Source organism: Streptomyces coacervatus (assembly GCF_029223485.1).
GTDB lineage: Bacteria > Actinomycetota > Actinomycetes > Streptomycetales > Streptomycetaceae > Streptomyces > Streptomyces coacervatus.
The window spans coordinates 387,459-395,589 of the sequence record NZ_JARHTP010000010.1 but is presented as its reverse complement, the minus strand read 5'-3'; the positions used below and the strand labels follow the sequence as shown (position 1 = coordinate 395,589).

General features: G+C 70.6%; 8 protein-coding genes. 4 read left to right on the top strand and 4 right to left on the bottom strand.

Annotation, left to right across the window (positions count from 1 at the left end; translation table 11 throughout):
- Positions 1–211 precede the first annotated feature (211 nt).
- Positions 212–370: a hypothetical protein gene (locus tag P2Q00_RS26190; RefSeq protein ID WP_275775185.1), complete on the top strand. Its 159-nt coding sequence runs from the start codon at positions 212–214 to the stop codon at positions 368–370.
- An 80-nt stretch (positions 371–450) separates the two neighbouring features.
- On the opposite strand, the gene P2Q00_RS26185 is transcribed toward P2Q00_RS26190, so the two are convergent.
- The 3 genes from P2Q00_RS26185 to chsH3 are packed head-to-tail and all read right to left on the bottom strand — an operon-like array spanning position 451 to position 3,374.
- On the bottom strand, positions 451–1,389 hold the full coding sequence (locus tag P2Q00_RS26185) for a 3-oxoacyl-ACP reductase (protein ID WP_275775184.1): 939 nt from the start codon (positions 1,387–1,389) through the stop codon (positions 451–453).
- 20 nt (positions 1,390–1,409) lie between these two features.
- Entirely contained in the window at positions 1,410–2,486 is a 1,077-nt protein-coding gene (locus P2Q00_RS26180; protein WP_275775182.1) for a Zn-dependent alcohol dehydrogenase, read from the bottom strand.
- 30 nt (positions 2,487–2,516) lie between these two features.
- Positions 2,517–3,374, bottom strand: coding sequence for an enoyl-CoA hydratase ChsH3 (gene chsH3 / locus P2Q00_RS26175; protein WP_275775181.1), 858 nt, complete (start codon positions 3,372–3,374; stop codon positions 2,517–2,519).
- 294 nt (positions 3,375–3,668) lie between these two features.
- Between chsH3 and P2Q00_RS26170 the strand changes: the two genes are divergently transcribed.
- The 3 genes from P2Q00_RS26170 to P2Q00_RS26160 are packed head-to-tail and all read left to right on the top strand — an operon-like array spanning position 3,669 to position 6,581.
- Entirely contained in the window at positions 3,669–4,574 is a 906-nt protein-coding gene (locus P2Q00_RS26170) for an ABC transporter ATP-binding protein (RefSeq protein WP_275775180.1), read from the top strand.
- Positions 4,574–5,290, top strand: a complete 717-nt coding sequence (locus P2Q00_RS26165) for an ABC transporter permease (RefSeq protein ID WP_275775178.1) — start codon at positions 4,574–4,576, stop codon at positions 5,288–5,290. The genes P2Q00_RS26170 and P2Q00_RS26165 overlap by 1 nt, the downstream gene beginning before the upstream one ends.
- Positions 5,291–5,306: 16 nt before the next feature.
- Positions 5,307–6,581 carry a sensor histidine kinase gene (locus P2Q00_RS26160; protein WP_275775177.1) on the top strand — a complete coding sequence of 425 codons (1,275 nt, stop codon included), beginning with the start codon at positions 5,307–5,309 and terminating at the stop codon, positions 6,579–6,581.
- On the opposite strand, the gene P2Q00_RS26155 is transcribed toward P2Q00_RS26160, so the two are convergent.
- A complete protein-coding gene (locus P2Q00_RS26155; protein ID WP_275775199.1) occupies positions 6,559–8,124 on the bottom strand; it encodes an alpha-L-arabinofuranosidase B in 1,566 nt (521 codons plus the stop codon). The genes P2Q00_RS26160 and P2Q00_RS26155 overlap by 23 nt on opposite strands.
- Between the last annotated feature and the right edge of the window lie 7 nt (positions 8,125–8,131).

Below are 8,131 nucleotides of genomic sequence, written 5' to 3'. Positions count from 1 at the left end.
GGGCGCGGGGGGCGCGGGCCTGGAGGATCCGGTCCAGCCGGATCCTCCGGAGCCCGGCGCACCACGCCCTGTGCCCTTGCAGCAAGCGCCCTTGGGACGTCTTGTAACGAAATAGTGCCGATGGGCGTGCCCGTCTGGAATCGAACGGAGGGTGGCCGGTTAAACTCGCCCCGCTGTAAGAAAGATCATGTTGACGGGGTGAATCCTTCCGATGAGCGACGCAATCACCATGCAGCCGCTGTCCGCCGAGGCCCAGGAAGACGCCGGCCACGGCCGGCACCGGGGTCCGGGTTCGGTCCAGGGCGGTGACACGGCCCCCCACGGCCGGCACCGCAAGCCGGCCGAGGACGCCGAAGTGGCTGCTGCCTGACGGCACGCAGGGAAGGGGCCCGCACACCGACCGGTGTGCGGGCCCCTTCCGTCTCTCTACCCGCGCCGAAGTCCCACTCTCTATCCACGCCGAAGTCCCAGCACCTCCGCCGCCCCGAACGTCTCCCCCGTCGGCCGCTCCGCGTAATGCGGAGTGAGTACGGCGTCCAGCTCGTCGTAGGTGAAGGTGTCCTGCTTGCTGTCGAACTTGGCCTGCACCCTTGGCCGTTCGACGACCGCCACCATGCCGCCGTGCACGACGAGCAGCTGGCCGTTGACGCGCGCGGCGGCAGGCGAGGCCAAGTAGCCGACGAGCGGGGCGACATGCTCAGGGGCGAGCGGGTCGAGGGCGTCTGCCGGCTGCTCGAAGCCGGCGAAGACGTCCTCGGTCATGCGGGTGCGGGCACGCGGACAGATCGCGTTGGCCGTGACGCCGTACTTGGCGAGGGCGAGGGCCGTGGAGGTGGTCAGGCCGACGATTCCGCCTTTCGCGGCCGCGTAGTTGGGCTGTCCGGCCGAACCGGCCAGGAAGGCCTCCGAGGAGGTGTTCACGATCCGCCCGTAGACCGGCGCTCCCGAGGCCTTGGACCGCTCGCGCCAGTGCGCGGCCGCAAAGCGGGTCGTGTTGAAGTGGCCCTTGAGGTGGACCCGGATCACCGAGTCCCATTCGCCCTCGGTCATGGAGAAGACCATCCGGTCGCGCAGGATGCCCGCGTTGTTGACGAGGATGTCCAGCCTGCCGAACTCCGTGATCGCCAACTCGACGAGTGCGCGGGCCTGTTGGAAGTCGGCGACGTCCCCGGTGTGGGCGAGCGCCCGCCCTCCGGCCTTGCGGATCTCGGCGGCGACCTCCTCGGCGGGGCCCGCCGAGGCCTCCCCCGAGCCGTCCCGGCCCGGCTGTCCGAAGTCGTTGACGACGACGGCGGCGCCGAGCCGGGCGAGTTCGAGCGCCTCGGCCCGGCCCAGGCCGCGACCGGCACCGGTCACGACGGCGGACAGACCTTCCAGTGGCAGCGACACGGACACTCCCGCCTCTCCCGTCAGATCTCGATACACGTACGAAGCGCCGCGCCGGTCCGCATCTGGTCCAGCGCCTCGTTGATGTCCGCCAGCGGCACCCGGTGCGTGATCAGGCCCTCCAGGTCGACGCGGCCCGCCCGCCACAGGGCGATGGTCCGCTCGTAGGAGCGCAGGACGTCGCCGCCGCCGTACATCGACGGCAGGATCCGCTTCTCGTCGAAGAACAGCTCGAACATGTTGAGCTGCAGGAAGTCGTCCATGGCGCCCGCGCCGACGACGACGAGCGTGCCGCCGCGCCGGGTGTTCTCGTACGCCGTGCGGGCGGTGGCCGACCTGCCGACGACCTCGAAGACGTAGTCGAAGCCCTCGCCGCCGGTGACCTGCTGCTTGGCGTCGGCCAGCTCGTCCGGCGAAACCGCCTTCGTGGCACCGAACTTGAGCGCGGAGTCGCGGCGGGAGGCGACCGGGTCGACGGCGACGATCTCGGCGGCGCCCTTGAGCCGCGCCCCCTGGATCGCGGAGATCCCGACGCCGCCGCAGCCGATGACGGCGACCGACGAACCGGCCTCCACGTCGGCGGTGTTGAGGGCGGCGCCCAGGCCCGTGGTCACCCCGCAGCCGATCAGGGCGGCGATGTCGAAGGGCACGTCGTCGGGTATCGGCACCGCGCAGCCCGCATCCACGACGACCTCTTCCGCGAAGGTGCCGGTGCCCGCGAAGCCGAACAGGTCTCCGCCGGGGCGCCTGAAGTTGGGGGTGCCCGCGTTCATGAACCCGGCCAGACACAGCTCGGTCTGCCCGCGCTTGCAGGCCGGACAGACGCCGCAGGCCGGCAGCCAGCAGACGACGACCCGGTCACCGGCCTTCAAGTGGCTTACGCCCTCCCCGACTTCGACGATCTCGCCCGCACCCTCGTGCCCGGGCACGAACGGCGCCGGCTGCGGCAGCACCCCGCTCATCGCGGACAGGTCCGAGTGGCACAGCCCGGTGGCGCGCACCCGGATCCTCACCTTGCCGGGCCCGAAGCCCACCGCCTCGACGTCGTCGAGGACCTCCAGCTTGTCCTGGCCGATCTCGTGCAGTACGGCTGCGCGCATGGTGCGGCTCCCCTCGGGGCGTACGGAGATTCAGGAGTGTTCGACGACGGTGTCGGCGAGGACGGGCGCGTCGTCCCGCTCGACGGCGCTGACGGCGACCCGTGTGGCCTCGGGCGTGTGCCACATGCGGATGCGCAGGGTCTCCCCGGGATACACGACCCCGGCGAACCGGGTGGCGTACGACCGTACCCGCGTCACATCGCCGCCGAGCAGCGTGTCCACGACCGCCTTGAGCGTCATGCCGTACGTGCACAGCCCGTGCAGGATGGGCCGTTCGAACCCGGCCGTCTTGGCGAAGTCGGGGTCGGCGTGCAGTGGGTTCCAGTCGCCGGAGAGGCGGTAGAGCAGGGCCTGGTCCTCGCGGATGCTCCGCTCCACGGTCCGGTCGGGATCACGGGTGGGGGGTTCGAGGCGGGTCGACGGTCCGCGGTCGCCGCCCCAGCCGCCTTCCCCTCGTACGAAGATCTGCGCGTCGTTGGTCCACAACGGGCCGTCGGCATCGGCGACCTCGGTGCGCAGGACGAGGACGGCCGCCTTGCCTTTGTCGTAGACGGCGGCGATGCGGGAAGTGGCGGTGGCCGTGCCCTGCACCGGGATGGGGCGGCGGAGTTCGATGTTCTGGCCGCCGTGCAGGACCTTGGCGAGATCGACCTCGATGCCCGGCATGGACAAGCCGCTGATCACGCCGGGCGAGCCGGCTCCCGCGACGGTGGCGAAGCTCGGCAGGACGTGCAGCCGGGACTCCAGGGTGTAGCGCAGCTCGTCGGGGTCGGTCGCCGGGATGCCTGCTCCGATGCCGAGGTGGTAGAGCTGGACGTCCTTGCGGTCCCAGGTGATCTCGCCGGAACGGGGTTCGGCGGCGAGGGCCTTCGCTGCGTCGATGGGCATACGGCTCCTGGTGGCTCTGGTGGATCTGCTGTCTCTGGTGGCTCAAGACCTCGGCGCGGCCGTCCGCACCGTCGGCCGCGGCCGAGGTCGTCATGAGTGCCGATCTAGAACGCGTTCCAGTCCGGCGCCCTCTGTATAGCCCAGCGCTCCGCACTTGTGAAGGCTCCTGACGCTGTGTCAGCTCAGTGCCTTCGGGTCGGCCGGCGGGCGCTTGGCACCCGTGACATTTGTCCTGCCCGAGTCCGTACATGCGCATCTGCCGGACGGACGCCCCGGATTCGTAGCGTCGTAGGCATGACACAGACGGAATGCGCCGCCGTGTCCTTCACGGGGGCGGTCAAGACCTTCGGCACCGTGTGTGCCCTGCAAGGCGTGGACCTGCGGATCCAGCAGGGCGAGACGGTCGCCCTCCTCGGCCGCAACGGCGCCGGCAAATCGACGACGATCTCGCTGCTGCTCGGCCTGGACGACCCCGACGAGGGCACGGTGCGGCTCTTCGGCGCTCCCCCGGAGCAGTCGGTGCGCGCCGGGCGGGTCGGCGCGATGCTGCAGGAGGGGCGCGCGGTGCCCAGGGTCACCGTGCGGGAACTGGTGTCGTTCGTGGCCCGCCGCTACCCGAACCCGATGCCCGTCGCGCGGGCCCTGCAGCTGGCCGGGATCGACGAGCTGGCGGGGCGGCGGGTGGACCGGCTGTCCGGCGGGCAGACCCAGCGTGTGCGGTTCGCCGTGGCCCTGGCCGGGAACCCCTCGGTGATCGTCCTGGACGAACCCACCGCAGCCCTGGATGTGGCGGCGCGGCAGGCCTTCTGGGCGTCGATGCGGTCGTACTCCCGTCTCGGCCACACCGTGCTGTTCTCCACCCACCATCTGGAGGAGGCGGACGCCCATGCCGACCGCATCCTCGTCATCGACCGGGGCCGGATCGTCGCCGATGGCACGGGTGAGCAGCTGAAACGGTCGGTGGGCGGCAGCCTGGTCGCCTTCGACCTCGCGGGGCGGGGCACCGAGGGCCTGGAGCTGCTGCCCGGCGTGCGGTCGGTGGAGGTGCGCGGGGACCGGGCGCGGTTGCGCACCGACGAGCCGGACGCGACCGTGGTCGCACTGGCGGAACTGGGCGCGATACGCGGCCTGGAGGTCGCACCCGCCTCGCTCGACGACGCGTTCCTGACCCTGACCGCACGTGTGGAGGAGGCGGCCTGATGCTGGACTATCTGCGGCTCGAAGTGCGCCGGACCCTGCGCGACGCGGGTTTTGTGATCGGCGGGATCGCGATGCCGGTGCTGATGTATCTGCTGTTCACCAACCTCGGTGCGGACGACGGGAGTTGGAGGACGGGCGCAATGGTCGGCATGGCCGGGTACGGCGCCGTCGGCTGCGCCCTGAACACCGGCGGCGGGGTCGCCGAGGACCGGGCGATCGGCTGGCTGCGGCAGCTGAGGGTGACCCCGATGACCCCGCGCCAGGTCGTCGTCGGCCGGACTCTGACCGGCTCGGTGACGGTGCTGCCGGCCATCCTCGCGGTGCTCGCCGCGGGCGGCCTGGTCAACGGCGTACGGCTGGACGCCTGGCAGTGGGCGGCGGTCGCGGCGCTGCTGTGGCTGGGCTCGGTGCCCTTCACCCTGCTGGGCCTGGGCAACGGCTACCGGCTGACCGGACCGACCACCGGCGTCACGAACATGGCATGCAACCTGGGCCTGGCGGTGCTGGGCGGCCTGTGGTTCCCGGTCACCCTGTTCCCGGACTGGCTGCGCGCGCTGTCGGCGTACACGCCCACCTACCGTTTCGCCCAGCTCGGTGCATCGGCGGCAGAGGGCCGCGCTCCGGCACTGAGCGCGATCACCGTGCTGGCCCTCTGGCTGCTGGCCTTCGGTTCGTACGCTGTGCTGTCGTACCGGCGGTCCGGACGGACCGTCTGAACGGGGGAGCAGAGACATGTCCTGGATGCGAGAGGTCACCTGCCAGGTGGGCCAGTGGCGGGCGGCGCGGGCACAGTGGCGCGCGGACGCGCACGCTTTCAAGGCCGCGCAAAAGGAAGCGCGTCGGACCGGGAAGATGCCCCGGGACCCGGGTCCGCCGCCGACCGGCTTCGCGCTGCTGCCGTGGCTGCTCATGGGTATGGGCGCGTTCTCCAATCTGTGGCAGGGCAAGACCCCGAACCCCTGGATCGGCGGCCTGGGGCTGTTCGCCTTCAACTCCCTCTACATCTATGTGACGTTCCGCTCCTTCGTGAAGGCGAAGCGCGAGGCGCCCCCGACCCGGCTGGCGCTCGGCCTGATGACCGCGATCACCTGCGGACTGGCCATCGGGTACGGCGGCAGCTGGCTGTACTTCTTCCCCCTGCTCGGCCTGGCCACCGGCTCGGTCCTGCGTGGCCCGTGGCTCGGCCAGACCGTGCTCGGGCTGACCGCGCTCGCGGCGGCGGTCTCCGCGTTCCGGGCGGGCTGGGACGCCTTGAACGTCGCCTACGGCACCTTCCTCTCGACGATGGTCACCGCCGCGATCCTGTCCCTGTCCGAGGCGGTACGTGAACTGCAGGCGGCCCGCGAGAAACTGGCGCACCAGGCGGTCGAGAAGGAACGCCTGCGCTTCTCCCGCGACCTGCACGACCTGCTCGGGCACACCCTGTCGGTGATCGTGGTGAAGTCGGAGGCGGCCCGGCGGCTGGCCCCGCGGAACATGGACGCCGCCCTGGACCAGATCACCGACATCGAAGCCGTCGGCCGCCAGGCGCTGACCGAGATCCGCGAGGCCGTGACCGGCTACCGCGAGGGCAGTCTCGCCACCGAACTGGACCGGGCCCGCTCGGTGCTGACCGCGGCCGGCGTCGAGCCGGTGGTGAACCGCTCGGGCCCGCCCCTCGCCCCGCAGTCCGAGGCGTTGCTGGGGTGGGTGGTCCGGGAGGCGGTCACCAACGTCGTACGGCACGCCGGCGCCACGCGCTGCGAGATCACCGTAAACAGTGCCTTCGAGCATGTCCGCCTCACCGTCACCGACAACGGCACCGGCGGCGGTGAGTCGCCCGCGCCGTCCTTGCCGGGCATCGGCGGCACCGGCCTCAAGGGGCTGACCGAGCGCCTCGCGGCGGCCGGCGGCTCCCTCAAGGCCGGCCCGTCGCCGCGAGGCGGTTTCACGGTCACCGCCGAACTCCCCGTGGAGGCCGGCGATGCGTGCGAACCCGTGGCGGCTACGGCGCCCAGGGCGAGCTGACCACCCAGCTCACGTCGTCCGTCCAGGACGTGGAGCTGTCCCAGGTGTTGGAGCCGCCGTTGCTCGCTATGTAGACGTTGAGGTTGTAGTGGCGGATGAACTTGGTCGGGTAGTTGTACGAGGCGAACGAGGTCCCCGTGCCGCTCTTGCCGGTCGTCGGGCAGAAGGTGGCATCGGATCTGAACTGCGCGGTGCCGTCCATGGGTTGGCGGAGCAGCTGGAAGTTGTAGTGCCGCAGGAAGTCACCGGGGTAGTTGCGCGACTCGAAGGAGACGCAGGAGCTGCTGGCCAGACCGCGGCGGACGATCCAGGTGGCGTCGTTCTTGTCGAGCGTCGAACTGCTCGACGTGATCGAGGAGATGACCGCCGCGTTGTTCTGGTGGCGGATGTAGTCGCCGGTGCAGCACGAGGTCGTCGCGCGCAGGGATATCTCCGAACCCGGGTTCAGTGAACCGGTGGAGCCGGTCGAGCCGCCGTAGCCGACGGAGACGATGTTCGCCTGCACCGAGTTGTCGGCGGCGTCCGTCGGGTTGCCCGAGGTCATGACGCCCTCGAAGAAGGACCCGATGGAGCCGTTGCTGTTGTCGCCGCCGGTGCCGAGGACGATCGCGCCCTCCTGGTGCATGGGCGAGTAGCCGCTGCCGGTGGTGGGTTCACCGCCGGAATAGGTCGTGGTGAGGCTGCCGGATTGTGCGTTGCCGTATTTCAGCGCGAAGTGGTCCTGACCGTTGTTCTTCAGCAAAGCGGTCACGAACGGCGTCGCCCCGGTGCCGGTGTTCGACGTGTTCTTGCTGTAGCCGGCGTCCGACTGGAACAGGCCGTTCTCCAGGTCGGCCTGCACCCAGGGGCCACCGCCGTAGCACGGCGAGAACCAGCACTCGGTGCCGAAGTTGATCGCGTCCATGTGGCCGTTGCCGGTGTCCTTGTTGTTCGTCTCGGCATTGCCGTAGTCGAAGCAGCACCGGCCGTTGACATGGGTGCCGGAGGTCACCATGTACATCCCCTCGGCCTGCCCGTTGACGGCGACGCCGGAGGTGGAGTTGTCCCGGTAGCCCATGCCCGCCGAGATCTCCAGGCCGTAGACCTGGTGCCCGCCGACGGTCACCGGCAGGGCGTCGGCGGGCGAGCCGACATCGGCCGCACCGGCCCCACCGGCCCCCTCGACCGTCAGGTCGTTGTGGCGCGAGGACTGGTCGTAGATCTTGGTGATGATGCAGGTGGTGCCGGAACAGAAGGAGTCCTGGGCGGCCGCGTTGGCGTACCCTCCGGCGGACAGCAGCCCGATGTTCGAGGTGGCGCTGTCCGAGGCCCGCTGCACCTGGTAGAGCGAGCCGTTGTACGACGAGTAGAGCGCCCTGACGAGGCTGTGCGCGGCGACGCAGGGGGTGCCCGCGGCGGCGTAGATGTCGCAGGGCAGCGAGCTCGCGGCCTGTGCCTGCGGTACGCCGACGGCGAGCGCCAGGACGGTTATGAGCGCGGAGAGCGCGGCCAGGGTCGCGGTTCTGAGTCTTGAGAACAAGGTGGGCAAGGCGGGCTCCTTCATGTCCGAC